Raw genomic sequence first — 26,062 nt, forward strand, 5'->3', positions numbered from 1 at the left:
CACGACCCACCATGATCACACGCCTCATCCTGCAAACGGTGGTCTGGCTGGCCTGCATGGGCGCGCTGCTGTTCGGCGCCGCGGGCACGCTCGCGTGGCCTGCGGGGTGGTGGTATCTGATCGAAACTGGCGGGCTGAGTTTATGGGTCGGTTTCTGGCTGGCGCGTCACGATCCCGGCCTGCTTGCCGAGCGTCTCGCGCCGATCGTTCAGGCGCAACAAAGCCGCTGGGACCGCTACTTCATGGTGGGCGTGATGGTAATGTGGTGCGCCTGGCTCGTTCTGATGGGATTCGACGCAATGCGTTATCGCTGGTCGGCGCCGTTGCCGGTCTGGCTGGTGAGCCTTGGCTCGCTTTGCATCTTCCTGTGCCTCTTCATGTGCCTGATCGTCTTCAGGGCCAATAGCTATGCCGCGCCCGTCATAAAGATCCAGGCAAGCCGAGGTCATAAAGTCATCGATACCGGTCCTTATGCGCACGTCCGTCATCCGATGTACGCAGCCGCGCTGCTGCTGTTCATCGGCACGCCATTGCTGCTCGGCTCGTGGTGGGGACTTGCCTGCGTACCGCTGCTGGTGCTCGGTCTCGGCTGGCGCGCGGTGCGCGAGGAGCGTGTGCTGGCCGCGCAACTCGAGGGCTATACCGACTACACCGGGCGCGTGCGTTATCGCTTCGTGCCGTTCGTCTGGTAGGGCGCGCAATGCGCCAACTCGAGGCACATCTGCGCTTCATGTGCCAACCTGTCTAGACAAAGCGCACCACGCTGGCGCATCCGGTCACCAACGGAGCAACACCTCTCTCCGTTCAGAACTCCCTTAAATTCCTTGTCTGGCGGGCTCTTATAGGGGCTTACCCGATGATTCCCGTGATTTCGAACAAATCCCCTTGCGAGGGTCTTTTGACTCATGCAGACTTGTCTATACAAATTAAGTCGCAGTTAAAAATCCAGCTCGACGGTTTCCTCAATCAAAGGAGTTTCGACGTGAAAGTGAAGCGCACGACGTTAGCAAAAGCATTGATGGGCGCCGTTCTCGGCGCCGCGACAATTTTCGCGGCACCGGTGCAGGCCAAAGACTGGAAGACGGTGACGATTGCCCTGGAAGGCAGTTACGCACCGTGGAACCTGACTCTGCCGGGTGGCAAGCTGGGTGGCTTCGAACCTGAGCTGGTCGCCAATCTGTGCGAACGCATCAAGCTGCAGTGCAACCTCGTGGCGCAAGACTGGGACGGCATGATCCCCGGTCTGCAGGCCGGCAAGTTCGACGTCCTGATGGACGCGATCTCGATCACACCGGAGCGCGAAAAGATCATCGCGTTCTCGAAGCCGTATGCCGCCACGCCGGCCACGTTCGCCGTGAGTGACGTGAAAGTGCTGCCCAAGGCCGTGCCGACCGCGGCCGTCGTCAAGTTGTCGGGCGATCCGAAAACCGATCAACCCACCGTCGACGCCTTGCGCAAGCAACTGAAGGGCAAGACCATCGGCATTCAGTCGGGCACGGTCTACACCAAGTTCATCAACGACAGTTTCAAGGACGTCGCCACGATCCGTGTCTACAAAACTTCGCCTGAGCGCGACCTCGATCTGGCAAACGGTCGTATCGACGCCTCGTTCGACGACGTGACCTACTACGCCGCCAACATCGACAAGAAAAATGCCACGTCGATCTTCCTGGCAGGCCCGAAGATCGGCGGCCCGATCTGGGGGCCGGGTGAAGGCCTCGCATTCCGCAAGCAGGACGCCGACCTGAAAGCGAAGTTCGATACCGCGCTCAGTGCTGCGCTTGCAGACGGCACCGTCAAGAAACTCTCGACCAAGTGGTTTAACACCGACGTCACGCCTTGAATCGCCTGAGCGTTCAGCTGTAGCGGTTTGCGCGGCGTCACGCCGCGCATGCCGGCTGGTTAGATCCGCCGTCATGGATGAGGGATAGGGAATGGCTCTGATAGAGATGCTCGGCTTCGGGCCGGAAGGCTGGGGCGGCGTGTTGCTGCTCGCGGCATTGATGACAGTCGCGCTCACGCTGGCAGCGCTCGCGGTTGGCGCTGTGTTTGGCGCGCTGATCGCGGCGGCCAAGCTGTCGCGGTTTCGCACGCTGCGCGTAATCGGCGATGTGTACACCACGGTGTTTCGCGGCGTGCCTGAGTTGCTCGTCATCTATCTGTTCTATTTCGGCGGCTCGACGCTCGTGACCACGATTGGTCAATGGTTCGGCGCGGACGGCTTTGTCGGCGTGCCACCGTTCGTGATCGGCGCGCTCGCGGTCGGCATGATCTCCGGCGCGTATCAGGCCGAGGTGTATCGCTCGGCGGTACTCGCGGTATCGCGTGGCGAACTCGAAGCGGCGCGTTCGATCGGGATGCCCACCATGACGATGGCGCGGCGCATTCTGATTCCACAAGTGCTGCGTTTCGCGTTGCCGGGTATCGGCAACGTCTGGCAATTGAGTCTGAAGGATTCAGCGCTGATTTCCGTCACGGGACTCGCTGAACTGTTGCGCGCCAGCCAGGTGGCGGCGGGTTCGACGCATCAGTACTTCACCTTCTTCGTGGTGGGCGGCGCGCTGTATCTGTTGATGACCAGCATCTCGAACCGGATCTTCAACCGCGCCGAAGCGCGCGTGGGCCGATCCTTCAAGCGCAACTTCGCGCGCAACTGACGAGGACCGGACATCATGCATTTCGACTTCGATTTCCTGCTCGACACGCTGCGACAGCTGCTTGCGGCCGTGCCGACTACGCTCGGGCTGTTCTTCTGCTCGTTGATTCTCGGCGGCCTGCTCTCGCTCGTGATCGTCACGATGCGTGTGTCGCCGCATTGGCTGCCGAATCGCTTCGCACGCGCTTATATCCTCGTGTTCCGCGGCTCGCCGCTGCTGATCCAGATGTTCCTCGTCTACTACGGCATGGGCCAGTTCGGCGTGATTCGCGAGAGCTTTCTGTGGCCGGTGTTGCGCGAGCCATACATGTGCGCGGTTTTATCCCTGGCGCTGTGCACCGCCGGATATACCGCTGAGATTATTCGCGGCGGGTTGATGGCCGTGCCGGTCAGTCAGATCGAAGCGGGCTATTCGATCGGCTTGTCGGGTTTCGCGCTGCTGCGTCGCGTGATCGGTCCGATTGCCTTGCGCCAGTGTTTGCCCGCGTATTCGACTGAGGCCGTGCTGCTCGTCAAATCGACCGCGCTCGCCAGTCTCGTCACCGTGTGGGAAGTGACCGGCGTTGCGCAGCAGATCATTCAGCAAACGTACCGCACCACTGAAGTATTCATCTGCGCCGCGCTGATCTATCTGTTCCTGAATTTCGTCATCGTGCGCCTGCTCGGCTTCCTCGAGACGCGTTTGTCGCGCCATCTGCGTGCGGCGCCCGCGCAAAGCGCGCCGAAGCGGCCGGTTTCAACCACGACCGAAGCACGCCGCGCTGCGCCCTGAACGATCGCATATCTTGCAGAATCTGGAGAATTCCATGAACGCTACGGCACCTGTTGCACTGTCGGTCAAGAACATTCACAAGTCGTTCGGCGACCACCACGTGCTCAAAGGCATTTCGCTCGACGCCCATCAAGGCGACGTGATTTCGATTCTCGGCGCGAGCGGCTCCGGCAAAAGCACGTTCCTGCGCTGCCTGAATCTGCTGGAAACGCCGGATGACGGTTCGGTGGCGCTCGGTGGCGAAGAGCTGAAAATGAAACGTCGCGGCGACGGCAAGCTGCAACCGAGCGACCGCCGCCAGGTGGACCGCGTGCGCTCGCAACTCGGCATGGTGTTTCAGAACTTCAACCTCTGGTCGCATATGACCGTGCTGGAGAATCTGATCGAAGGGCCGATGCGCGTACAAAAGCGCAGCCGCGCCGAATCGGTTGAAGAAGCGGAAGCATTGCTCGCGAAAGTCGGCCTCGCGGAAAAACGCGCTCACTATCCGGCACATTTGTCCGGCGGTCAGCAGCAGCGTGTGGCGATTGCGCGTGCTTTGGCGATGCATCCGAAGGTGATGCTGTTCGACGAACCCACCTCGGCACTCGACCCCGAACTGGTCGGCGAAGTCTTGCGGGTGATGCGCTCGCTGGCTGAAGAAGGCCGCACGATGCTGGTCGTCACACACGAGATGGGTTTCGCGCGCCATGTGTCGAATCGCGTGATGTTCCTGCACCAAGGTCAGGTGGAAGCCGACGGTACGCCGGACGAAGTGTTCGTCGAATGCAAGTCCGATCGCTTTCGCCAATTCGTGTCGAGCCATCAGGATCGCACGACTAACTAACTGATCAGCGTTAGCTGGTCCTCACCTCGTTACTTTACCGGGCAGAGCACTATCATGGCCGTCATCCGTTCCGATCGTCCTCTCAACTGGTTTCAGGTCGCCGCGGTTGCCGCCGGCGAGCCGCTTGAGCTTTCCGCCAGTGCGCGTGCGCGGATCGCTGCGTCGCGCGAACTGGTCGAGCAGATCGTCGCGCGCGGCATTCGCGCGTATGGCGTGAATACCGGCGTCGGCGCGTTGTGCGACGTGATCGTGTCGCCGTCCGAGCAGCACACGCTGTCGCGCAACATCCTGATGAGCCATGCAGTTGGCGTTGGTGTGCCGCTCGGCGCGGCTGAAACGCGCGCGATCATGGTGGCGGCCGTCAACAATTACGCACACGGACACTCGGGGATTCGCCTCGAAGTCGCCGACCGGCTGGTCGCGTTGATCAATGCCGATTGCCTGCCCGAAGTGCCGACGTTTGGCTCGGTCGGTTATCTGAGCCATATGGCGCATATTGCGCTGGTCTGCATCGGCGAAGGCCATGTGCGTTATCGCGGCGAACGGCTCAAGGGGCGCGACGCGTTGCAGATGCTCGGACTCGAACCGCTGGTGCTCGAAGCAAAGGAAGGCCTGAGCCTCGTCAATGGCACGCCGTGCGTGACAGGTCTCGCGGCGCTGGCATTGGCGCGCGCCGAGCGCCTGCTCGACTGGACCGACATCGTTGCCGCGATGAGCTTCGAGAATCTGCGCGGCCAGCTCGCCGCGTTCGATGCCGAATCGTTGGCATTGCGCATCTCACCCGGCCTGAAGCTGGTCGGCGAACGCATGCGCACGGCGCTCGCCGACAGCGGCATCCTCGCTGCAGTGGTCGGTCAGCGCACGCAAGACCCGTTGAGCTTGCGGACCATTCCGCACGTGCATGGCGCCGCGCGCGACGTGCTGGCCGCGACCGCCGATGTGCTCAACCGCGAGCTCGCATCGATTACCGACAACCCGATCGTCGCCGGCACCCCTGAGGCGCCGCGCGTCTATTCGCAGGCGCACGCGGTCGGTGCATCGATCGCACTCGCGATGGATAGCCTCGCCACCGCCATTGCGCAGATCGCGGCGATGGCAGAGCGGCGTCTCGATCGCCTCGTCAATCCGCTCGTCAGCGGCTTGCCGGCGTTTCTCGCGGAGCCGGGCGGCACCTGTTCCGGTTTCATGATCGCACAGTACACGGCGGCCTCGCTGGTCGCGCAGAACCGGCGCCTCGCGATGCCCGCGAGTCTCGACGGCGGCATCACGTCCGGCCTGCAGGAGGACCATCTGTGCCATGCCACGCCCGCTGCGCTGAAAGCGCTCGAGATCATCGACAACGCCGGGCGCATCGTCGCGATCGAATTGCTGGCGGCGGCACAAGCCTACGATCTGCAAAGCATCGATGCACCGCGCGCACCGCACACTAATGCGCTCTGGCAACGCGTACGCCTCGCCGTGCCGACTTATCGCGACGACCGGCCGCTCGCGGACGACATGACGATCGCGTTTCGCATGATCGCCGACGGAATGCCGCCGCCGCTGCCAAACCCTGGTAATATTCGGCCCGGGCCGGACGATTCAGTCAGCGATGCAGCTCTCGCCGCATTGGCGAGCCTGACGGGCATTGCCGCCGTGGGCAAGCTCGGCGCCGAACCGGCGGCCAACGACGGTCGGGGAGCTGCCCACGCAGGTTGAAGCGCCCAGTTGCTGGAATTGAATTGATGGACTCGAGTCGATGGACTCGAATTGATGGAGACAAAGCCGGTGAGCGGGCTTACCCGCCGGTGAGCCGGGCTGACGTGTACCACCCGCGTACCACCCACGAGGTCGACGTGAACACTATTACAAACGCGCAAACCGCAGACACGCAGGACCGTCCTGGTCGTACTCAGGAGACACCCGCCAAGGCGATGCCCGCCTATGAGCAGATCAAGCGCTACGTGATCAGGCGCATCAGCGAAGGGGACTGGAAGCCGGGCGGCTTGATTCCGTCCGAAACGGAGCTGGTCAAGGAATTCGGCGTCGCGCGCATGACGGTATCGCGCGCACTGCGCGAACTCACCACCGAACGCGTGCTGACTCGCGTGCAAGGTTCCGGCACTTTCGTCGCGCCGCAACGCTACGAATCGACGGTGCTGGAAATCCGCAATATCGCCGACGAAATCGCCGCGCGTGGCCATCGTCATTCGGCACGTGTGCTGACGCTCGAACCGAGCGACGATCCGCACGCGCTCGAGGCGCTCGGCCTCGCCAGCGGCCCGGCGTTTCATTCGTGCATCGTGCACAGCGAAGAGGGCGAACCGATTCAGTACGAAGATCGCTACGTCAATCCGAAGGTGTTCCCCGACTACCTGCAACAGGACTTCACCGTCGAGACGCCGAATCACTACATGGTGCGGCTCGCGCCGATCCAGCGCGCGGAGTTTCGCATCTATGCGCAGAAGCCCGACGCGTATGTGCGCCGGCATTTGATGATGGATATCGGCGAGCCCTGCTTGCAGCTATGGCGCCGCACCTGGGTCGGTGATGATGTGGCGACGTCGGTGCAGTTGTGGCATCCGGCGTCGCGTTTCCATCTGGCGGGCAACGTTTAGCGGCACGTGTGGCGGCGCTTGCGCCGCTAACCCTGGCGCTGCGACAGATCCGGCGTGAACCGGCAACCCAGCCGATACCGCGAGCCAGGATGGACGAACCGCGCGAACGTGACCGCAACGCCGCTCGTCCATGTGCGGCGCATCAGCGTCAGGCACGGCTCATCGGCACGAATCTCCAGCAAGCCGGCTTCGGCGTGCGTCGGCAAACCCGCGTCGACGACATGCTCGACGTCGTGCGCCGGCACGGTCTCGTACAGATACTCGGACGGCTTGGTCGTGGAGAAATCCTGCTTCAGGAAGTCCGGCGCGGTTGCGGGATTGACGTAGCGGTCTTCGAGCTGCACCGGCAAGCCGTTCTCGCGATGCACGCAAATCACATGGAATACGGAAGTGCCCGGCGCCAGCCCTAAAGCGTTCGACACCGTCACCGGCGCGGTCTCGCGTTGAGCCAGGACCGTGTCGTAGCTGTATTCGTGACCCCGCGAGCGGATTTCGTCGCCGATATGGGCGATCATCAGCAGTGTCGATTGCGGCTTGGTTTGCGCGACGAAGGTGCCGACGCCGGACACACGGGTGACGAGGCCATCATCGGCGAGTTCGCGCAGCGCGCGATTTGCCGTCATGCGCGACACGCCTAACGTCGCGACCAGGTCCTGCTCGGACGGCAGACGGTCGCCCGCTTGCCGCCCACCCGATTCGATGATCTGGCGGATGTGGTTTTTGACCTGCTCGTAGCGGGCGGCCGGTGCGTCGGTCTCCACGCGCGCGGTTTTCGTCGTCGCGGTGGGCGGTTTGTCGTGAGCTTTGCTGCGAACTGTGGATGACATTGGCGGCCCTTGCGCTATAGTCCGCGCGAACCGGGAGGGCACCGGCGCGGGTTCATATTACCTCCGCATCGTCAGAGCCCCGCGCCCAGAAGGCATTGCGGTCGAAGTAGTTTTGCAGGAACTGCCGCAAACGCGGCTGCCCCGCATCGTGAAAGATTTCGCGTGGCTTGCCTTGCACGGCGATACGTCCCTGGTCGATGAACATCACCTTGTCGGCGACCTGTGCGGCAAAACCCATTTCGTGCGTGACCACAGCCATCGTCATGCCGTCGCGCGCGAGCTGCTTCATCACCTGCAGAACTTCACCGACCAGCTCCGGATCGAGCGCCGAAGTCGGTTCGTCGAACAGCATGATATGCGGCTCCATCGCCAGGGCGCGTGCAATTGCAACGCGCTGCTGCTGGCCGCCCGAGAGTTTCGACGGGTAGGCATCGCCCTTATGCGCAAGGCCGACTGTTTCCAGCATTGCATTGCCGCGGCGGCGCGCTTCTTCACGCGACAGATGGCGTACGCGCAGCAACGCTTCCGTTACATTGCCGAGCGCCGTCATGTGCGGCCACAGATTGAATTGCTGAAACACCATGCCGACGTTGCGCCGCACGCGATTGATCTCGCTTTGCGACGCTCGCACGCGTTTTCCGTTGCGCTCGCTATAGCCGAGCAGTTCGCCTTCGATGCGCACGTCGCCTTGATCGTAGGTCTCGAGCGCGGCGAGGCAGCGCAGCAGCGTGCTCTTGCCCGAGCCCGAGGGGCCGATGATGCAGACTACTTCCGAGCGGGCGATCTCGAGATCGACGCCGCGCAGCACCTCGACTTCGCCGAAGCGTTTCTTCAGGTCGCGCACTTCGATCAGCGGCGCGCCGGGCGGCGTCTCGAAGGCAGCGGGGGACGCGGAGGAGGGCATGTCGGCGATGGCGTTCATAGGGTGGTCCGGATTCCGTTCATGCCATGAAGCGCGCAATGCGGGTTTCGGCCCACATGCCGACGCGCGAGGTCAGCTCGACCAGCGCGAGATAGCACACGCACAGCACCAGCAGCGTTTCGACGAAAGCGAAGGTGGCCGAACCGATGCCGGTCAACACGAACGTGAGCTCGGGCACGGTGACGATCGACAGCACCGCGGTCTCCTTGCTCAACACGATGATCAGATTGGTCAGTGCGGGCACGATCAGCACCAGCATTTGCGGCACCTGAATGCGCAGGACGGCTTGCCAGCGGGTCAGTCCGAGACAGGATGCCGCTTCGAGATGACCCGGCGGCACCGATTGAAAGCCCGAGCGGAAGGCTTCGGCGAAATACGCACTGCCGTAGAGGCCTAAGCCGAGCACGCCGGCCGTCATCGGTTCGAGCGTGAGGCCGATGGATGGGCCGCCGTAGTACAGCAAAAACAGTTGCACCAGAAATGGCGTGCCGCGAAATAGTTCGATGTAGAAGCGCAACGCACCCCGCACCCAGCGTCCACAAAAGAGCTGCAGCACGGCGATCAGAAAGCCGATCAGGATGCCGATCGCGACGCCTGCGGCCCAGGTGCCGAGTGTGGTCGCGAGACCGGCGGCAATCGGCTGCAGATTGTGCGTGATGACAGTGGGGTCGAGCTGTTGCATGGCTTATTTCAATCTCAAGCTCAGAGTCGGTCAGGCGTGCTGCAAACGGTATTCGGCGGCATGCGCGACGAGCGCCAGGCTTCCGCAGATCACGAAGTAAATCAGCCCGGCGGCGAGGTAGGCTTCGAGCGGCCGATAGGTACTGGCCGCGATATTCTGCGCGGTGCGCGTCAACTCGGCCACACCCACCACCGAAATCAGCGACGAAGCCTTGATCAACAGCACCATTTCATTGACGAGCGAGGGCAGCGTCAAGCGGAACGCTTGCGGCACGAGAATGCGCCGCAGCATATCGAACGGTGACAGCCCGAGCATGCGTGCGGCTTCGATATGCCCCGGCGGAATGCTGAGGAAGCCGCCGCGCAGAATTTCGGCAATATAGGAAGCGGAACACAGCGATACGGCACTGACTGCCGCAACGATGGGCGACACGTTGATTCCGGCGAACGGCAGCAGGTAATACACCAGCAGCAGTTGCACCAGCATCGGCACGCCGCGGAAAAAGAACACGTAGGCGCCGCCGAACATGCGGGCGGCGCGCTTCGGGGAGAGGCGTGCCGCGCACACGCCGATCGCGACGAAGAAACCGATCAGGAGACCCGTAAGCGAAATGCCGATGGTGGCGAGCGCCGCGTGCAGCAGCAGCGGCAAGCCTTGTAGAAACACGGTTGTGCTGAACATAAGCGTCGCACTCGTTGGAACGGGGAGGGCGATGCGGCTCGTCGGGAGAGGCGCATCGCGTACTTCAAAAACGTTTGCGTTAAAACGTCAGGCTGTCCATGCATCGAGCCATCAATAGTTTGGCTCCGGCATCGTCGTCGGCGCATCCATCGCGACACCGAACCACTTTTTCTGCAAGGCCGTGAGGCGCCCGTCGTTGTGCATTTTCACGAGCGCCGCGTTGAAAGCATCGGCGAGGGACTTGCTATCCGCGTCTTTACGCAGGCAGTAAGCGAAGTACACTTTCGCGCCGAACGGCGGCTGTACCACGGCGAAAGTTTCGGGGCGTTGTTTGGCGACGTACGCAATGTTGGTCATCGAGTTCGCGACCGCCGCGATGCGACCGGCGGCGAGATCGGCGTAGGCCTGATTGTTGTCGACGTATTCGCGGATTTCAGGCGGCTTCGGCAAGGTGGCGACGTACGTCTTCAACTGGTCGAGCTGGGCCGAGCCTTTGCCCGCGCCGACAGTCTTGCCCGCGATATCCGACGATTGCTTGACGGCGGTATCGTTGGCGCGCTTGAGCAGCGCGTCGGTGGCGTCCGCGATCGGCAAGGTGTACGTGTAGCGTTCCATGCGCGCTTTGGTGACGGTCAGCGGGCCGCCCACCATATCGAACTTGCCGGCTTCGAGACCAGGCAGCACGCTCGGCCACGGCAAGTCGATGAAGCGCACCTTCACGCCCATTTCCTTGCCGATCTCGGCGAACAGATCCTTATTGAAACCTGCTTGCTGGCCGTTCTCAAGGAAGTCGAAGGGCGCGAACTGCATCTCGGTACCGACCACCAGTTCGCCTGCTTTCTTCACTTTGGCGAGCTGATCTTCCGCGTGGGCGGTGACGCTTGCGGCGCACAGCGCCAGCACGACCAAACGACACTTCCAGCCTGCAAGGATGCTCATGGGATTCTCCGGTTGGCAAAGCGGTGTCGCGCGAAAGCGGTTCGTCAGCGGACCCCGCGCGAGTCATTCGAGGCAGTATATACCGCACTTTCCACGCAAAATAAATAATCACGCGAGTAGAGAAAAGCCCTTACGTGAAGCTCCGTGAAGCAACTTGCAGGTGCGCTTTTGGCGGTATATACAACGAAGGTGCGCGAGACGCGCGAGCTTGTTGGAAACGATTTGCAAGCGTGTTTCGTCAGTTGAATTGGCCGGCCTACCAGGGAGCAACGCAATGCCCGTGACCCGCATTCCGATCATCGATCTTGCCGGCGTTCGCGCCGGCGACCCGCAGGCTTTGACGCGCGTGGCGCACGAAATCCGCGAAGCGTGCACGACGATTGGCTTCTTCTACATCGTCAATCACGGCGTGCCACAAACGGCCATCGATGCGGTCGAACAGGCGGCGCGTACGTTCTTTGCATTTCCTGTTGAGACGAAGCGGCGCGCGGCGGTCAATCAAAGGCATCGAGGTTTCAACGCGCTCGGCGACGCGACCATGTATCAGGCCAAGCGCCCCGACTATAAGGAGTTCTTCAGCATCGGCCTCGAGTTGCCGGAGGACGATCCCGATGTGCTCGCCGGACAGGCGCTGCGTGGGCCGAACAACTGGCCGGATTTCATGCCTGAATTGCGGCCCGCGCTTTACGGTTATTACGAAGCGGTCGCCGCATGCGGCGCCGATCTGCTGCGGGCCGTGGCGCTCAGTCTCGGCGTCGACGAGCATTTTTTCGCGCCACGCTATACGAAGCGGATGCAGCGCACGCAGATGGTCTACTATCCGCCGCAGCCACCCCAGTCGGACGCGGATCAATTCGGCGTCGCGCCGCATACCGACTACGGCTGCATTACCTTGTTGTGGCAGGATCAGGTGGGCGGCTTGCAGGTGCGTGAGATCGCCAACGATACGTGGGTCGATGCGCCGCCGATCGAAGGCAGCTTTGTGGTGAACGTCGGCGATCTGCTGGCACGCTGGACTAATGATCGCTGCCGCTCCACCTTGCATCGCGTGATCAATGCGTCGGGGCGCGAGCGCTATTCGATTGCGACGTTCTATGATCCCACTTACGGCGCGACGGTCGATCCACGGGAACTCGGCACAAGCGACGCCGACCTCAAGTACCAGCCGGTCGCCGCGGGTGACTATATCCTCGGGCGGATCAACGATTCGATGGGTTATCGGAAGAAAGCGGCAGTTGAAGGAACGCAAGGAACCCCTGCATGACAGATAACAGTGTGGCAAACGGCGCAACGAGCAGCGCAAGCAGTAGCGCGCACAAAGGCGCAACTCACAGCGCAGCGCCGCTTTCCGCAACGCTCGACGCGCTGCGTGCCGCGCTCGGTGCCGACGCGGTGCGGGTTGGCGAGCAGATCGGTGAACACGCGATGACCGACTGGACACGCCACGATCCGACGCGCCCCGCCGCGCTGCTCCTGCCGCGCAGTACGGAAGAAGTCTCTCGCGCGCTGGCGATTTGCCACGCGGCGCATCAACCGGTGGTGCCGCAGGGCGGCATGACCGGTCTCGCGGGTGGCGCGATTGCGCGCGCGACCGATATTGCGTTGTCGCTTGAACGGCTTAACGGCGTCGAAGAAATCGACACTGCTTCGGCGACGCTAACCGTGCGCGCCGGTACCACTTTGCAAACCGCACAGGAAGCCGCCGCCGAAGCCGGCTTCGAACTTGCGCTCGATCTGGGCGCACGTGGCTCGTGTCAGATCGGCGGCAATCTGGCGACCAACGCGGGCGGCAATCGCGTGATCCAGTCGGGCACCGCGCGCGATCAGGTGCTAGGCCTCGAAGTCGTGCTCGCCAACGGCGACGTGCTGACTTCGCTCGGCAAGATGGTCAAGAACAACACCGGCTATGACCTGAAACACTGGTTCATTGGGTCGGAAGGCACGCTCGGCGTGATCACGCGCGCGGTGCTGCGACTGCATCCGCAACGCGCGGCGCGCCACACGGCGCTCGTCGCACTCGACGATTACGCTGCCGCCGTGAACTTGCTGCGCCGCCTGTCGACGCGTTTTGGCAACGACATCGGTGCGTTCGAGATCATGTGGCCGGATTTCTACGATTTCGGCGTGAAGCTGACGGGTACGCGCTCGCCATTTTCCGACGCGCACCCGCTCTATGCACTGATTGAACACGCGAGCTTCGACGCAAGCGACGACGGCGAACGCTTCTCCGCCGCGCTGACTGAAGCGCTCGACGCCAATGCGATCCGTGACGCGGTGATCGCGCAATCGGTCGCCGACGTACGGGCGTTATGGGCGATTCGCGAGTGCACCGCCGAGTTTCCGGTGCGGCTGGATGCGATCAACTTCGACGTGAGTTTGCCCATCGGCGAGATCGGTGCTTTCGTCGACCGTTGCCGCGCGGCGCTCGATCAGCGCTGGCCGGGCAACGCGTCGTATTTCTTCGGCCATATCGGCGATTCGAATCTGCATGTCACTGTCGACGGCCATTCGATCCCCGGCGTCGATCATCATGCGGTGTACGCGTTCGTCTACGAGATGCTCGGGCCGTTGCACGGCTCGGTGTCGGCGGAACATGGGATCGGCTTGCTCAAGCGCGAGTTCTTGCCGATCTCGCGCTCGCCGGCTGAATTGGCCGCCATGGTGGCGATCAAACACGCGCTCGACCCGCACAGCATTCTGAATCCGGGCAAGCTGTTTTGAGCGGGACGCGCCGCGCGATTTACTGCGGAGCGTTTTCCGCGTGCGTCAGCAGTTCGCGGGCGTAACGCCGGTACAGCCACGACAGCGAGGCCGCGGCGAACACGATGAACACGGCATTGAGCAGCGCCTGAACGATCGCAATGACGGCGATGCCTTGGGTCTGGTGCGCGTGCAGTATCTTCGGGCCGGCGGCGATGAAGAACAGGGCGGTGACGATGAAGAGCGGCAGGTATGTGACGAAGCCTACACCGATGATGCTCCATACGTGCCCACGGCTGTCCTGCCACGCCGCGCGCAGGGTGAGCCGGCTGCCGAGTGCGATAGACGGATAAAGCAGGCTTAGCCGGATGAGCACGAACACATAAACGAGTAGCAGCGGCACATAAACCAGGAATCCCATCTTGAACGCCCGCACGGCGATATAGGTGAGCCCCGCCATTGCCAGCATGGCCAGCACGACGGCGAGCCACACCAGCGCATAGCGGCCAAGCGGCTTGCCGTTCAGCGGCACGAGCGGGTGCGCGCCTTCGCCGAGCAGCACAAAGCGATGGACCTTGATGGTGAGCGTGCCGGATACCACCAGTTGCAGCACGAGCCAGACCAGCGAAAGCAGGCCGTGGCCGACGCGCGTCATCGTGTCGATATCGCCGGCAGCGGCGGAGGGGCGTTGCGCGGTCAGCAGCGACGTGCAGGCGAACACGGCGCAAACGCCGAGGAACAACCAGGGCATCTGCGTGACGGCTTGCCACGAACTGATCCATCCTTTCTTGATGCAGGCCCCGAAGGTCAACTGTTCCATAGCATTGTTCTAGTGGTTGATGGGATCGATGTGCGGCTGCACGCGCCGGTCTCAGCCGGATTCTCTCATGCTATGGAGAGCGCTTCACTCAACCTTCATCAATGCGCATTCAGATACCTGGCAATCACCGGATAAACATCCACCGCTGCGTTTTTGCCGAAGATACAGTCGATGTGTCCGTAGCCGGGAATCAGATGCCGCTCATACGGCTGCTCGGGGAAGCGATTGACCAGCATGTCGTACGTGAGCGCGGTGCTCTTCGGCAGATAGGTTTCGTTTTTTTCACCGTGGATGAAGCCGATCGGCAGGCGCATGCCTTCAAGACCCCTCATGCCGTCCGCGCCGCTCAGGTAGACGTCTCTGCCTTCTGCATCGACAACCTTGCCCGCCCGCACCATTGCAGCGAGATGCTTGAACACCTCGACGTCATGCACACCGAGCAATTCCTGCAGGTTCGAGTGAAGCGTCTCGTTCAATTGTCCATGTTCGTAGAGCAGGCCGTAAAGGAAGGTCGCCCGATGGCAGATCGGGTTGCCGCAGCCCTGTTTGTGATTGATCGGGTAGAGCCGCAATGCTTCGTCGAGCAGGTTGTGGGGCCACGACCTGTGCTCCGTAAATGCGGTCAGGTCGAGTACCCCGAGATGTTCCATGATGTCCGGGACGTGCAGCCCGCACTTGATCTTTTCCAGCGTGCCTGGCACCGGATGCGCCGAGACCTGCGAGATAACGACCGAGCGCACGCCCTCGAGGCCATACAGCAGGGACATCGTGAGCGCCAACCCACCCATACAGTGGCCCAGCACCTGAATGTCCGGCAGGCCGGTCAACGCCCGCACTTTGGCGACCGCGGCCGGAATGTCCTCGCGAGCGACTTTGTCGACGTTGGTCGGCACCAGCACGCTCGGCATTTCGATGCTGACGCGCAGATCGACGAGCCACACGTCGTAACCCGCTGCACAGAGATATTCCACCAGGTTGGTCGGCGTCAGATCGGTGGAAAAGATCCGGCTCGATACGCCTGAGCCGTGGATCAACAGCACCGGACGCAGTGGTTTGTCGGGCGGCCCGGCGTAGCGTGTAAGTCGCAGCGTGGTCCCATCGGGCGTGTCGAAGAAGACCATTTGCGGCACGGGTGCGCGCAGCACGCGCTTCAGACGCGGCGGCGCCTTCGGATCGTAAAACTGCAGGGGTGCCGCCACGCCGCCATATTCGGTGAACAGCACGCCCGCAAAAAACTTGCCGAACTTCAGGGTCCATTCAAGGCGCGTTGTCAGATCGGGGGCATTGGTGACTTCGAGCGTGCGTTGCTGCTTGAGGAAATTCTCGGGCGTGATGATCAGCGTTGCTTTGCCGATCGCAGGCGCATCCGCTTGCACCGACTCGCGAATTTCGGCGTAGAGCGTGTTGGTCTGATCCCATAGATTGATCGGTGACGTACGCGTGATGATCTTCTGTCCGCTCAGGTAGTACGTCTTGCCTTCGGTGGAATCGAGCCTCATGCGGTAATTCATGTTGCGCTCGTCCACGTCCGATTCGTTGACCACGAACAGGTTGAAGGTGCCGCCCGTGATCGTCATCGGTTGCGCGGAGAGTGCAGGACAGGTCAGCGTGCCCGTGGTGTGGGCCAGATGTTGCGAATTGCTCAGCATGTCGGCCAGATCGTCTGATTCGACGGTGAGCGTGAATTCGATCGGACTGGTGGCGGCTGCGCCCGCCACCGCCGGCGTGTAGGTGCCGATCATCGTTTCGGTGAAGTGCAGGCCGATTTTTGGGGGCGTCGGCGTGCTGGCTGTACCCTTGGCCAGATAGTCGATTTTCCAGCCTCGTGCGTCGGCGAGCAGCGCGCAATTGCGTTCCGCTAGCGCGGAAATCGTCAACAGCGGATTGACGCCGAGCGACATCGGCATGACAGCGCCATCCATCACATACAGGCCTTCGTGTACCGCATTTCCTGTCGTGCCGCTGAAAACCCGACCCTCATGGTCGACGACGCCGCGCTCCGCGTTCTCGCCCATCCCGCAGCCGCCGAGCGGATGCACGGTGACGATGCGGTTTTTGAGCATTTTTGTCGAAATCGGGTTGCGCACATATTTGCCGCCGAGCGGCACCTGCGACTTCTCGAGCGTTTCTTCGACGGTCTGGAAAATCGGCTGCTTGCCGGCGTTCGGCCAATCGATGCGCGGTCTACCGTTGTCATCCACATTGATCTGGCCGCTTTCGTCGTCATGCGCCATCACCAGGTAGGTTTGCGTGTGGTTGAGCGCGCCGTGGTAGGGGCCGCGCAGGAGGCTTTCGATCACCCGCGCGCCGTAGTCGAGCGTTTCCCCGGCGGGGCGCGGCGCGAGAATCTCGACGCCTTCGAGCGGCGCGGCGCCGCCGAGCAGGGCGACCATCGCGGCGCCGACCGGGCCGGCGAGCGAACCCTCTTCGATCACGAAGCCGTCTGTCACGTTAGGGGTGTTGCGATGGTCGATGATGCCGGTAATGGTTGGCCCGACCGGCGGAATTTCGCCCTGCGTGTGCGCGCCCCAGCCGACGCCGTTGATCACTTCCTCGGTGTTGTATGCGAAGGCCAGCACGTCGCCGTTACCGGTGAAGTGTTTGCCGAGCATGTCCGAACCGGTCAACCCCTCCTTGCGCGAGCGTAACAGCAGGGCAGTCGAACCGATCGTGCCGGCCGATACGATGACAATGTCGGCGCTTACGAACAGATCGGGCGCGCCATAACTCTCGCGGCCCAGCTTCACCTCCTGAAAGCGCACGACCCACTTTTGCGTGGCCGTGTCGCGCACGACCGAATGCACCGCTGTGCCCGTGAAAATATGTGCGCCGTGCGCGACTGCATCGGGCAGATAGTTCATATGCGTCGAATTTTTCGCGTCATAGTTGCAGCCTGAGTTGCAATCGCCGCAACCGACGCATGCCTTCTGCTCGACGCCCGCCGCATTGATGCGGTTCTCAAAGGTGACGGTGACCGGCGGGGGGTAAAAGCGATCCGCCATGTCGAGCGCCTGCGCTGATTTTTTGAGCGCCTGGAGTTTCGGCAACTGCAAAAAATCGCCGGACACCGGCGACGGCTGCAGCATGGCACGGGCCAGCTCGTAGCCTTTGTCACGGCCCGCTTTGTCGGCGCGCAGCGCAGCGGGCCAGCGATCGTCGTCCCACAACCGTGGTTCGGCTTCGAGCGCGACGTTCGCGTTGATCAGCGACGTACCGCCCAGTCCGCAACCCACCACCGCATTCACGTCTTCATTCACGTGCACTTCCAGCAGTGCGAGCGGCGAGCCGACTTGTGCGAGGGCGGTGTTGTATTGCACCTGCGCGGCGCCTTCGAGCGGCGTGCGCGGATAGTCGCCGGCCATGAACTCACGTCCGCGTTCCAGCACGCACACACTTCTGCTGGCGCGCGCCATGCGGCTCGCGGCAATCGCCCCACCATAACCCGAGCCCACCACCACCACGTCGTAGTGCGGCTGCATTGCTGTCAGGGCGCTCGATAAGCGGTTCATCAGGACCACCTCATCAGGAAGGGGTTGCCGGGTAGGGAACCCGGACTTCGGAAGGAAGACGGCATGCCGCTGTGGCTTTTTTATCGTAGGCGGTGCGCGATGACAAAAAAAGGCGCATCGTACGTGGCGCGCGAGGCAAGCATGGCGCGTGCTCGACTTGCGGAAAGGGACAGACGGCGCCGGTCCACGCTAGTCTGTCGAAGCACTATTAGGCGGCCACTTCATTCATTTCGCTGTCGCTCGATTCGGCGGCGAGCAGGTTCAAGACGAGCAGAATCGCCGCGCGATTGTCGATGTCGATTTCGATGCCGAGCACGTCGGTGAGCCAGCGGCCGATCTTGGTATTGGAAAATTCGTCGGCGCCGGCCGTCTTTTTCATGGTGACGCCAAGTTTGACGGCGCGATAGTGATACGAGGGCACACGATGCTGAGCAGCGACCGCCGACAGGCCGCCTTTCCCTTCCGAACACCAGCCGAGGCTGCCGGCCAGCACAATGCGCTCCGGCTCGTCGAGGTTCTCGATAAAGGCGCGCGCCGCGAGCCGTACGCGTTGCTCGTCGAGGCCGTATTGCAGCAACACGCTTTCCACGGGGTCTTCCAGCGCTTGCGCGTGCAAATCGATTTCCTGCGCCATGCCTTCGTTTTCCATCGACACGTTGCGTTGATGGCCGGCGCTGCGCAGGCAGTCGATCAGGTAACGGCGAAAATACGCGCACAGTGCGTAGCCGTTGGATGGCGCGCTGTCGGCGCAAGCGTTGGTCTCCGTGTGGCCGGGTGCGAGGCGCAGTACCTTCGAGTAGATGAACTGCGCGACCAGTTCTTCCTTGTCCTCGCCGAGCGCCTGCAATTCAAGCGGGTGATAGGTGCGCAGCGCCCGCTTCACCAGGTCGACCATCGACACCATTTCGTCGGCGGACAGCTGGGTACGCCGGCGCCACAAGTCGGGCAGGATCGCATCGTCGAGATTGCGGACGAACGCGTGGCTCGGAACTGCGCCCATGAAAACCTCCATAAGGGGTAAGGCGAGGAACGCGCGGAGCCTCGGCTGCAGGCAAGGAAGGGGGTGTTGGAGCTTTTAAGCCGCGCTGGAATGTGAACTCAGTATGGTTTCCGGCGACGACTTCGCCTATATGGATTAAGTGGTAGCTGATGGGTAAACTGCCGGGTAAACCATCCGGCCGACAGCTAAAGCTCTACCTCCAGTCGACCGCTTTGCATGGGGCCGGAGTAAGTGCTTTGCATGGGACCAGAGTAGTGCGCTAAAGCGCGAACTCTGGTCGACAGCTAAAGCGCCAACTCCGCCCGACAAAGGAGACCGCATGATGCGGGCCGACCCGATCCAGCGTGCAATCGACGAAGACCTGGTGCGCGTGCTGTACGCGCAAGATCCGATCGCCTTCTTTTCGCACTGGTTCTCTATCGCGGTGCTGGTGGCGATCTACTGGCCGAACGTCCCGTCGCCGCCTTTGTTCATCGCGTGTTTCGGGTTTTATGCGGCTGCCAATTGCGGTGGCCTCGCGCTGTGGCTCTGCAATCGCCGCTACCCGCATCTCACGACACCGCGTGGCTGGATCAACCTGCATGCGGTGCGCGGCGTGTTGCTGTATAGCGCGCCGGGGCTGGCGGTGTGGTTCGCGTTCCAGAGCCCGCAAACCGATTTGCCGCTATTGCACACGGTGATGCTCGTGACGCTGGCGGCCGGCGTGTTCATGTCGAACGGATTCGATCTGCTGAACTTCTCGACCGCGATTCCGTTTCTGCTGTTTCCCTCGATCGCGCTGCATTTCGGCACGCATACGTTCGATCGCACGATTCTCGCGATTGTTCTCGCGTTCTTCTTCTGCGCGATCAACGTCTATGCGCTGAGTTATCGCAAGCTGTTTCAGCAAGTCGTGCATGCGCGAGTCGATCAGCAGTACCTGGCGGAGTCGCTGGCCGCGCAAAAGCGTGTCGCCGAAGAAGCCAGTCTCGCCAAAACGCGTTTTTTTGCGGCGGCGAGCCACGATTTGCGTCAGCCGCTGCATGCGATCGGTTTGCTGGCGGCTTCGCTCAATGACACGGCGGCGACGCCCGTGCAGCATGCGAAGACGGCCCAGCACATCGTTTATAACGTCGAGGCGTTGAACCAGTTGTTCAACCAGGTGCTCGATCTCGCCAGGCTCGAAAGCGGCGTGACGCAGGTGATCCGCTTGCATTTCCGGCTTTCGGAGCTGTTCGAACGGGTCGGCGCCCAGTACCGCCCGCAAGCGGCGGCCAAAGGCCTCGCGCTGCGGATCGCGCCGGCCTCGGTGATCTTGCATGACGACCCGGTGCTGCTCGAACGCGTGCTGAGCAACCTGCTCTCGAACGCCGTGCGCTATACCGAGGAAGGTGCGATCTGGGTGGGCTACCGCCGCGCCGGGCGTAGTTCGGGTGGCTATATCGAGGTGCGCGATTCCGGCATCGGCATTCCGGCCGAGGAACACGAGCGCATCTTCGAAGAGTTTTACCAGGTCGCCAATCCGCAGCGCGACGCACGTCAGGGACACGGTTTGGGCTTGCCGACGGTGAAGCGGCTGATCGAGATGCTCGGCGGCGAGTTGCAACTGCGCTCGGCGCCTGGCCGCGGCTCGGTGTTCCGCTTTCCGGTGCAGGCGGGCGACGCCGGCGGGATTGTCGCGAGCCTGAACGAGGCGGTGGCGGGCGGGCCGTCGGCGCAAGGGCGGCGCGTGCTATGCATCGACGACGACCCGTCGATTCTCGAAGGCCTTGTCAGTCTGCTGGGACGCTGGGGGTGCATCGTGCGTGGCGCGCGCGACGAGGTCGATGCGCTCGTCGCGCTGGAAGACGGTTTCGTCCCGGATGCCGTGTTATGCGACTACCAGCTGGCCAATCATCGAACCGGCGCGCAAGCGCTGTCGGCCGTGCGCAACGTGCTCGCGCGGGCAGGGCACGAAGGCGTGGTGACCTTGCTGATTACGGGCGATATGGCGTCGGCGGAACTGGCGGCGCTGGCCTTACAGGGGATTCCGGTGCTGCATAAGCCGGTTACGCCGGCGCGTCTGCGGCGCACCCTGGAGATGTTGTGGCAGCAGGCGGAACTGGACAAGGGGCGGGCGGCGTGAGCACCGCCCGTCGACCCGTTGTTACAGGGTTCTTCCGGCCTCGAGCCAGCCGTTGATCACGGCGATCGCCGTGGACCGGTTGTGCACGCCGAGCGCCCGGAAGATCACCGACAGATGCACCTTGACCGTCCCTTCCGCAACGCCCAACTCGCGCGCGATCATCTTGTTGGTCCAGCCGCGATGCACGAGCCGCATGATGTCCTGCTGTCTCGGCGACAGGTTTTCCAGCAAGTGTTGCTGGTGCGGCTGAAGCGCCTGGATTTGCACGATCGGTTCGGTGAGCGCGGCGCGGCTCTGAGTCGAGGCGTGAGCGGCGCCCTGAGCGCCAGACTCGGCCGCCGCGTCAGCCCGCGCAGGTGCGGCTTGCGTCTCACGCGAGCCCAGCAGGCTGAGTGCTTCCATTGGCACATAGGCGCCACCTGACAACACCAGTTCAATTGCCTTGAGCATGACACTGGCGGGTTGCCGCTTGGGCACGAAGCCGAGCGCGCCGGCAGCCAGCACCGCGCGCATTTCGTCGGGTGATTCTTCGGCGGAAAGGACGACGACCGGCAAGGCAGGGTTCGCCTTCAACAGCACTTCAAGCGACGAGGCGCCGCTCATGCCTGGCATATGCAGATCGACAATGGCGAGGTCGTGATCGGCGTCGGGCCGCGCGGCGGCGGCAAGTGTTTCCCAGCTATCGGCTTCGTCGAATTGCGCGTCGGGATCGAGGCCGCGTAGCAGCCCCTTGACGCCTTGCCGGATCAGTTCATGGTCGTCGGCCACAAGAAACTTCATGATGTCTCCGCGAGTCGGGCCTGCGCGTTGTGGACTACCCCCGCCGTGCTTCTGGCTTTACTTCCCGTTTTACTTCTATTCTCGAATCGCGTCATTACCGGCTTCCCCGCGATCATATGCCGATCGATGGCGCGGCGCGCCTTCCAGTTCGCCGCATATTTGACAATCTATTTGTATGATCGCCGGCTGGTTCGCTGCACCAGCATGTTGTGTAAGGCAGGTCTCCCGCGCATAGGTTCCGGCTTGCTACGAAGACGAGCCGCGCGCCCCGATTTTGAAGCCGTCCACGCAGGAATCCGAAGGTTATGCGCACCGAATGAAATCACGCACGAGCCGTAGTCATTTGACTGCAAATAACGTCGCATTCATCAGAAGCTTGAACGCGAATCCGAGCGATACCGCCGAGGCCACGCCGAAGCACCAGAGCGCGATGAACCACAGCCAGCCGGGCAGTTTGCGCACCGGCGTTTGAGACTCGCTGCGGGCGGCGTTGGCGCCCGTGTCCTTAGTGATAGTGATGTTGGTCGCCATGACGCACCTTGCCACGAAATACCCAATAACCCATCGTCGTATAGGCGATGATGATCGGCAGAATCACCGCTGCGCCGACCAGCGTGAACATCTGGCTCGAGCGCGGCGCGGCGGCTTCCCAGAGTGTCATGCTCGACGGAATCGCATACGGCCACAGGCTCACCAGCAGCCCCGCGTAGCCGAGCAGCACCAGCAGGAGCGCCAGCACGAACGGCGTGTTGTGATGCCGTGCCCGCACCGCGCGGTGCATGAAGAACGCACAGACCGCCACGAGGAACGGCACCGGCAACAGACGGTAGAACAGGTTGTCGTGGAACCAGCGTTGCGCGATATTTGGATCTTGCAGCGGCGTCCACAGGCTGACCATCGCGATGAACCCGAGCAGCACGAGCGTCAGCGGCCACACCACGCGATGCAGGCGGCGTTGCAGATCGCCTTCGGTCTTTGCGACCAGCCAGCAGCAGCCGAGCAATGCGTAAGTGATCACCAGACCGAGGCCCGTCAGCAGACTGAACGGCGTGAGCCAGCCGAAGGCGTCGCCCGCATAGCCGCCGTCGATCACTGGAATGCCTTGCAGGAACGCACCCAGCACAATGCCCTGAAAGAACGTCGCGCCCGCCGAACCGCCGATGAACGCCAGATCCCATAGATGTTTCGTGCGCTTGGCCTTGGCGCGAATCTCGAACGACACGCCGCGGAAAATCAGGCACACGAGCATGAAGATCAGCGGCAGATACAGTGCGGACAGCACGGTCGAGTAGACCACCGGAAACACCGCGAACAGCGCGGCGCCGCCGAGCACCAGCCAGGTTTCGTTGCCGTCCCACACGGGTGCGACGGTGTTCATCATCAGGTCGCGTTCTTTCTCATCGGGGAAGAACGGGAAGACGATGCCGATGCCCAGATCGAAGCCGTCCAGCACCACGTACATGAATAGGCCCAGCGCGATGATCGCGGCCCACGCTACGGTTACGTCCATTTTCTTTCTCGCAAGCAGGGAGTGAAGCGGGTGAGGTCAGGCGGCGTCGATCAGGTGATCGGCGGCGGACAGCGGGCGGCGCGCGGTCTGATTCGGCGTGTGCTCAGACACGCCGTGCGACGTCTGTCCCGGCAGTGCCGGACCTGAGCGCATCAGCTTGAGCATGTAGTAGATGCCCGTGCCGAATACGAGGAAGTACACAACCACGAACGCCATCAGCGAAATGCCGACCTGCTGCGTGGTAAGCGGCGATACTGCCTGCGACGTGCGCATCACGCCGTACACCACCCACGGCTGACGGCCTGCTTCAGTGGTGACCCAACCGGCCAGCAGCGTGATGAAGCCGGTCGGGCCCATCGCCACCGCGATGCGCTGGAACCACTTCGATTCAAACAGGCGTTCGCGGCGACGCAGTGCCCATGCCGCCAGAGACATCAGGATCATCAGCACGCCGAGCCCGGCCATGATGCGGAAACTCCAGAACACCACGGTCGAGTTCGGCCGGTCTTGCGGCGGAAATTCCTTCAGGCCGCGAATTTCGCCGTCCCAGCTATGCGTGAGAATCAGGCTGCCGAGGTGCGGAATCGATACGGCGTAACGCGTGGTCTCCGCTTGCATATCAGGAATGCCGAACAGGTTCAGCGCGGTGCCGCCTTTCTCTGTTTCCCACAGACCTTCGATCGCGGCGATCTTGGCCGGTTGATACTTGCGCGTGTTCAGACCGTGCTGATCGCCGACGAACGCCTGAATTGGCGTGAGGATCAGGAGCAGCCAGAGCGCCATCGAGAACATCTTCTTGACGGCTGGATCGCGCCGGCCGCGCAGCAGATGCCATGCGCCCACTGCCGACACCACCAGCCCAGCGACGATGAACGCTGCCAGCGCCATGTGCGCAAGCCGGTACGGGAACGAGGGATTGAAGATGATCTTGAACCAGTCGAGCGGCACGACATGGCCGTCGACGACTTCAAAACCTTGCGGCGTTTGCATCCAGCTATTGGACGCGAGAATCCAGAAGGTCGAGATCAGCGTGCCGATCGCCACCATCAGCGTGGCGCCGAAGTGGGCGCGCGGACTCACGCGCTGCCAGCCGAACAGCATGATGCCGAGGAAGCCTGCCTCGAGAAAGAACGCGGTCATGACCTCGTACATCAACAAAGGTCCGGTGATGGGGCCGGCGAAACTGGAGAAGCCCGACCAGTTGGTGCCGAACTGATAGCTCATGACGACGCCGGAGACGACGCCCATGCCGAAGGCCACTGCGAAGATCTTCGACCAGAACAGGCAAAGATCTTTGTAGTACGCCTTGCCGGTTTTGAGCCAGCGCCATTCGAGGACGGCGATGAAGCTGGCGAGGCCGATGCTGAGCGCCGGAAAAACAATGTGAAACGAGACGGTGAACGCAAACTGAATGCGGGCGAGATCGAAGGCCGATAGAGCGGAGTTCATGAGCGTGAAGGTCGTGATGCCCGAGGGGGCGGACTACGCGCGTCGACCGTTGTCGGTGCGCACTGCACTGGGCAGATGGCGCAAGAGTAGGGGATGAGTGGAATTTTTGCTGCGACGCGACGTGCGTCAAAAAACCGCGTTGTTTTACGCGGATTTTCGTTTTTGAGACGGCAAAGCCTTGATAGGTATCAAGTTTTCCTTATTAGGCGTTTGCGCGTGTTTCCCGCGATTGCCGCGGAACTGCGGCAATAGACCGCGCTGCAGCAACGCGATGCCAGCGCTTTCGCGGCGACTTGCGCCGGCCTGGTGTTGCCACGCAAGAAGCAGCCTCGCGACGGCAGGACGCTACGAATACACCGGCTACGCGATCGAAATAAACAGTTGCTTGCCACACGCGGCCGCGTATCTGCGCAATGTGTCGATCGACGGCGAGTGCTGCCCCGAAGCAAGCGCCCGTTCCAGCCGGGTGATGGCCGGCGCTTTCGTGCCCATGCGCTCGGCGACTTGCGCCTGCGTCAAGCCGGCTTCGCGCCGCGCGGCGAGCATCTGGTCGAGCAGCGCGAATTCTTCACGGTTCAGCCGCTCGTATTCGGCGCGTACTTCGGGGTCGGCGAGCGCCCGTTCGCGCATTGCCTTATAGGTTGCCATTTCTGATCTCCAGCAGTCTTTTGCGCGCCACGTCCAGTTCGTTACGCGGCGTTTGTTGCGACTTCTTCACGAAGCTGCGAAGCATGACGATTTTCCGTTCCACGATGGAGCAGTAGAACACTCTGGCGATGCCCTCCGCGCCTTTCAGGCGCATCTCGAACAATCCACCACCCATTGATGCAGTGTGCGGCTCGCCGAGGTTCGGGCCGTATTCCTCCATGCGATCGGCCAGCGCGATGAAGCGTGCAAGCAGCGTTTTCGGCAAGGAGGCAACGTTCACTTTGACCTTTTCGTTGTAGAAGTCGATCGTAAATGCCATTGGAGTTCATGATAACAAATATGTTATTTGTGCGCAAGCAGACCACCTTGCCGTTTGCTGCTGTCATTCGGCAAAAAAAGAGGCATTGCCCGGCACGGGATCGAACGACGGGAAGAAGGCGAAAGCAGGACCGCGATGAGCGGTTACGACGGCGTTGGCGCAACTGGCTGTTCGGCTGGGGCGAGTCGTGCGGGACGCGATATTGGGCGCGGCACGGTGGAGGTCTCCTTTTACATCGGCGAGTTGGGCGGGAATAGCGAATCAAGGACCACTCGTCACCAACCGACAATAACTCCGTTCAAGCCGACTTTCTATTAGCCT

Annotated in this window: 24 protein-coding genes; 10 read left to right on the plus strand and 14 right to left on the minus strand. The window is 62.2% G+C overall.

What is annotated here, in order from left to right; all coding sequences use genetic code 11:
* Nucleotides 1-11: 11 nt before the first annotated feature.
* The 7 genes from KHO31_RS34330 (at nt 12) to hutC (KHO31_RS34360) (ending at nt 6,851) form a co-directional block, all read left to right on the plus strand.
* Nucleotides 12-692 (plus strand): methyltransferase family protein, encoded by a 681-nt coding sequence (locus KHO31_RS34330; RefSeq protein WP_201082246.1) that lies wholly within the window; start codon nt 12-14, stop codon nt 690-692.
* A gap of 326 nt (nt 693-1,018) precedes the next feature.
* Complete coding sequence (locus KHO31_RS34335; RefSeq protein ID WP_236555793.1) at nt 1,019-1,843, plus strand: transporter substrate-binding domain-containing protein; 825 nt, start codon at nt 1,019-1,021, stop codon at nt 1,841-1,843.
* Between the two features lie 91 nt (nt 1,844-1,934).
* Nucleotides 1,935-2,657, plus strand: coding sequence for an ABC transporter permease (locus KHO31_RS34340; RefSeq protein WP_201082241.1), 723 nt, complete (start codon nt 1,935-1,937; stop codon nt 2,655-2,657).
* Nucleotides 2,658-2,672: 15 nt separating this feature from the next.
* Nucleotides 2,673-3,428 (plus strand): ABC transporter permease, encoded by a 756-nt coding sequence (locus tag KHO31_RS34345; RefSeq protein ID WP_211625413.1) that lies wholly within the window; start codon nt 2,673-2,675, stop codon nt 3,426-3,428.
* 34 nt (nt 3,429-3,462) lie between these two features.
* The gene (locus tag KHO31_RS34350; protein ID WP_115777702.1) at nt 3,463-4,254 is read left to right on the plus strand and encodes an ABC transporter ATP-binding protein; all 792 of its coding nucleotides are present in this window, start codon (nt 3,463-3,465) and stop codon (nt 4,252-4,254) included.
* A 54-nt stretch (nt 4,255-4,308) separates the two neighbouring features.
* Entirely contained in the window at nt 4,309-5,952 is a 1,644-nt protein-coding gene (locus KHO31_RS34355; RefSeq protein ID WP_201082237.1) for an HAL/PAL/TAL family ammonia-lyase, read from the plus strand.
* 215 nt (nt 5,953-6,167) lie between these two features.
* Nucleotides 6,168-6,851, plus strand: a complete 684-nt coding sequence (gene hutC, locus KHO31_RS34360; RefSeq protein WP_144025849.1) for a histidine utilization repressor — start codon at nt 6,168-6,170, stop codon at nt 6,849-6,851.
* A gap of 26 nt (nt 6,852-6,877) precedes the next feature.
* Here hutC (KHO31_RS34360) and hutC (KHO31_RS34365) read toward each other — a convergent pair whose 3' ends face one another.
* From hutC (KHO31_RS34365) to KHO31_RS34385, 5 genes are all read right to left on the minus strand, one after another.
* Nucleotides 6,878-7,678 (minus strand): histidine utilization repressor, encoded by an 801-nt coding sequence (hutC, locus tag KHO31_RS34365; RefSeq protein ID WP_211625415.1) that lies wholly within the window; start codon nt 7,676-7,678, stop codon nt 6,878-6,880.
* A 52-nt stretch (nt 7,679-7,730) separates the two neighbouring features.
* Nucleotides 7,731-8,600, minus strand: coding sequence for an amino acid ABC transporter ATP-binding protein (locus tag KHO31_RS34370; RefSeq protein ID WP_321207338.1), 870 nt, complete (start codon nt 8,598-8,600; stop codon nt 7,731-7,733).
* A 19-nt stretch (nt 8,601-8,619) separates the two neighbouring features.
* The gene (locus tag KHO31_RS34375; protein WP_211621313.1) at nt 8,620-9,282 is read right to left on the minus strand and encodes an amino acid ABC transporter permease; all 663 of its coding nucleotides are present in this window, start codon (nt 9,280-9,282) and stop codon (nt 8,620-8,622) included.
* A 30-nt stretch (nt 9,283-9,312) separates the two neighbouring features.
* Entirely contained in the window at nt 9,313-9,963 is a 651-nt protein-coding gene (locus KHO31_RS34380) for an amino acid ABC transporter permease (protein ID WP_201082231.1), read from the minus strand.
* Nucleotides 9,964-10,074: 111 nt separating this feature from the next.
* Entirely contained in the window at nt 10,075-10,902 is an 828-nt protein-coding gene (locus tag KHO31_RS34385; RefSeq protein ID WP_201082229.1) for a transporter substrate-binding domain-containing protein, read from the minus strand.
* Nucleotides 10,903-11,176: 274 nt separating this feature from the next.
* On the opposite strand from KHO31_RS34385, the gene KHO31_RS34390 reads away from it, so the two are divergent.
* Nucleotides 11,177-12,166: an isopenicillin N synthase family dioxygenase gene (locus KHO31_RS34390; protein ID WP_201086567.1), complete on the plus strand. Its 990-nt coding sequence runs from the start codon at nt 11,177-11,179 to the stop codon at nt 12,164-12,166.
* On the plus strand, nt 12,163-13,623 hold the full coding sequence (locus tag KHO31_RS34395) for an FAD-binding oxidoreductase (RefSeq protein WP_236071650.1): 1,461 nt from the start codon (nt 12,163-12,165) through the stop codon (nt 13,621-13,623). The genes KHO31_RS34390 and KHO31_RS34395 overlap by 4 nt, the downstream gene beginning before the upstream one ends.
* Before the next feature lie 19 nt (nt 13,624-13,642).
* On the opposite strand, the gene KHO31_RS34400 is transcribed toward KHO31_RS34395, so the two are convergent.
* From KHO31_RS34400 to KHO31_RS34410, 3 genes are all read right to left on the minus strand, one after another.
* On the minus strand, nt 13,643-14,422 hold the full coding sequence (locus tag KHO31_RS34400; protein WP_201082225.1) for a hypothetical protein: 780 nt from the start codon (nt 14,420-14,422) through the stop codon (nt 13,643-13,645).
* Nucleotides 14,423-14,520: 98 nt separating this feature from the next.
* Nucleotides 14,521-17,931: an alpha/beta fold hydrolase gene (locus KHO31_RS34405; protein WP_201086566.1), complete on the minus strand. Its 3,411-nt coding sequence runs from the start codon at nt 17,929-17,931 to the stop codon at nt 14,521-14,523.
* A gap of 208 nt (nt 17,932-18,139) precedes the next feature.
* Complete coding sequence (locus KHO31_RS34410; RefSeq protein WP_201086565.1) at nt 18,140-18,931, minus strand: hypothetical protein; 792 nt, start codon at nt 18,929-18,931, stop codon at nt 18,140-18,142.
* Nucleotides 18,932-19,253: 322 nt separating this feature from the next.
* Between KHO31_RS34410 and KHO31_RS34415 the strand changes: the two genes are divergently transcribed.
* Complete coding sequence (locus tag KHO31_RS34415; RefSeq protein ID WP_201082326.1) at nt 19,254-21,035, plus strand: ATP-binding response regulator; 1,782 nt, start codon at nt 19,254-19,256, stop codon at nt 21,033-21,035.
* A 21-nt stretch (nt 21,036-21,056) separates the two neighbouring features.
* Here the strand turns inward: KHO31_RS34415 and KHO31_RS34420 are convergent, their stop codons facing one another.
* From KHO31_RS34420 to KHO31_RS34445, 6 genes are all read right to left on the minus strand, one after another.
* Nucleotides 21,057-21,815, minus strand: coding sequence for a response regulator transcription factor (locus KHO31_RS34420; RefSeq protein ID WP_201082213.1), 759 nt, complete (start codon nt 21,813-21,815; stop codon nt 21,057-21,059).
* A gap of 339 nt (nt 21,816-22,154) precedes the next feature.
* Complete coding sequence (locus tag KHO31_RS34425; RefSeq protein WP_201082211.1) at nt 22,155-22,346, minus strand: hypothetical protein; 192 nt, start codon at nt 22,344-22,346, stop codon at nt 22,155-22,157.
* Nucleotides 22,321-23,325, minus strand: coding sequence for a cytochrome d ubiquinol oxidase subunit II (gene cydB / locus KHO31_RS34430; RefSeq protein ID WP_201082209.1), 1,005 nt, complete (start codon nt 23,323-23,325; stop codon nt 22,321-22,323). Before cydB ends, KHO31_RS34425 begins: the two co-directional genes overlap by 26 nt.
* Before the next feature lie 36 nt (nt 23,326-23,361).
* Nucleotides 23,362-24,774 carry a cytochrome ubiquinol oxidase subunit I gene (locus KHO31_RS34435; protein ID WP_201086564.1) on the minus strand — a complete coding sequence of 471 codons (1,413 nt, stop codon included), beginning with the start codon at nt 24,772-24,774 and terminating at the stop codon, nt 23,362-23,364.
* A gap of 360 nt (nt 24,775-25,134) precedes the next feature.
* Entirely contained in the window at nt 25,135-25,422 is a 288-nt protein-coding gene (locus KHO31_RS34440) for a helix-turn-helix domain-containing protein (RefSeq protein WP_063498788.1), read from the minus strand.
* Nucleotides 25,409-25,741 (minus strand): type II toxin-antitoxin system RelE/ParE family toxin, encoded by a 333-nt coding sequence (locus KHO31_RS34445; RefSeq protein WP_201086563.1) that lies wholly within the window; start codon nt 25,739-25,741, stop codon nt 25,409-25,411. The genes KHO31_RS34440 and KHO31_RS34445 overlap by 14 nt, the downstream gene beginning before the upstream one ends.
* Nucleotides 25,742-26,062: the final 321 nt, after the last annotated feature.

The sequence above is a fragment of the Paraburkholderia domus genome (assembly GCF_905220705.1).
Classification (GTDB): Bacteria; Pseudomonadota; Gammaproteobacteria; order Burkholderiales; family Burkholderiaceae; genus Paraburkholderia; species Paraburkholderia domus.